Below are 1,543 nucleotides of genomic sequence, written 5' to 3' on the forward strand. Positions count from 1 at the left end.
GGGAGCGGCCGGCGACCGGGGAACATGAAAAAGGGCGGCCGGGATCACGGGAACGGGTGCGGGGCCCGCAGGAGTTCGGCGTCGGTGAGGTCGTGGTCCCGGTGCCCGCCACGGCGCGGCGCCGTGCGCAGCCGGGGCATCAGCAGGGCCCGCTGCCGGTTCCAGCCGAAGTCGATCGGCAGCAGTCCCGGAACCACCGTACTGACCGTCCGCAGCCCCATCCGTTCCTGCTCGGGCGAGGTCTGGTCGACCACGATGACGTCATGACCGGCCCGGACCAGTGCGTCCCGGACCACGGCGACGTCGTCCCGCAGATCACCCGTGCGGGGCCGTCCAGCCGCCTCCCACTCCCGGTACACCTCCTCGAAGGGGCGGGCCCCGGCCGGTTCGAGGTAACCGCGGGCGTAGCCGGCCATGCGCGGCAGCCCGTACAGCTGGGGATGGTCCTTGAGGTGCCGCACCAGGGAGAAGTCGTCGGCCATGGCCTCCAGTTCGTCCCGTCGTTCGGCGGTCTGCCGGGACAGATGCGGGATGTAGCTGAGCACCTCGGACAGGGCGCCCTCGACCGCGGACCGGGGGTCGAGGGAGGCCGCGGCCGCGAAGGTGAGAGTGCCCGGGCCCCCGTCCCGGCGGACCCCGACCGCCGTCACCGCCGGGATCGCCAGATCGACGCGATTGTCGAAGGCGTACACGTCGTAGCCCTGCAGGGCGGCCCGTTCGGTCATCGCGGGGACCGTGAGTCCGCCGACCGTCGACAGGTCGATACGGGGCAGCCGGACCGCGCCGTACCAGCCGATCAGGAAGGAGTCGCGCTCGACGAGTTCGAGCAGGCCGCCGAGGACCGCCTCCTCCAGACAGCCGCCGATCGCGCAGCCGTTGGAACACTCGAAGACGAAGTTGTCCCGGGCCGTCGCGAGGCTGTAGTGGACGAGCCGCGACGGCACCAGCACCGGCCGTTCGTCGCGCAGCGACCACCCCCATTCCCAGGGGATGGCCCGGTCCGGGTCGAAGGGTTCGACCGACGGGTCGGTGCGGTAGGTCTCCGCGCTGTAGAGACCGCAGACGGCGGGGTCGACCGCGTCGGTCCGCAGCTCGGCGTACGAGCCGACGACCGGCGCGACGCCGCCGCGCCGATGGGTGCCCGCGTACCGCTCCAGACCCTCCAGGAAGGCCAGCCGGCGGCTGGTGGCGAAGGAGTTCTCCTGCCCGCTCCAGGTGACGTCGTGGAGTCCGGCGTACCCCCGGATGAACACACTGCCCGCCACCGGGGCGGTGGTCGACGAGGTGACGTCGGTCCAGGTGCCGGCCCCCAGCGCGCCGCACACCGGATTGGCCAGGGCGTCGGTGGGGAGCGGGTGGGCGGACGCCGGGCGCAGCCGGTAGCCGCCGGAGTCGGGCTTGGGGCGCGGGAGGGCGGTGAGCGGCCGGACGCTCTCCCGGGTCTGGGCCCGGGCCGGCGGGCCGCAGTCGGGGCAGAGCGGGTCGGCGAGCAGCGGATACGTCCTGGCCAGCAGGTTCGTCAGATCGATCCGGGTCACCTGGG

1 protein-coding gene is annotated in these 1,543 nt (G+C 73.3%); it reads right to left on the minus strand.

What is annotated here, in order from left to right:
- Positions 1-44: 44 nt before the first annotated feature.
- On the minus strand, positions 45-1,543 hold a 1,499-nt coding region (locus tag B9S61_RS05360; protein ID WP_103541156.1), incomplete at its 5' end, for a TOMM precursor leader peptide-binding protein.

Source organism: Streptomyces sp. SM1, from assembly GCF_002910825.1.
GTDB lineage: Bacteria > Actinomycetota > Actinomycetes > Streptomycetales > Streptomycetaceae > Streptomyces > Streptomyces okerensis.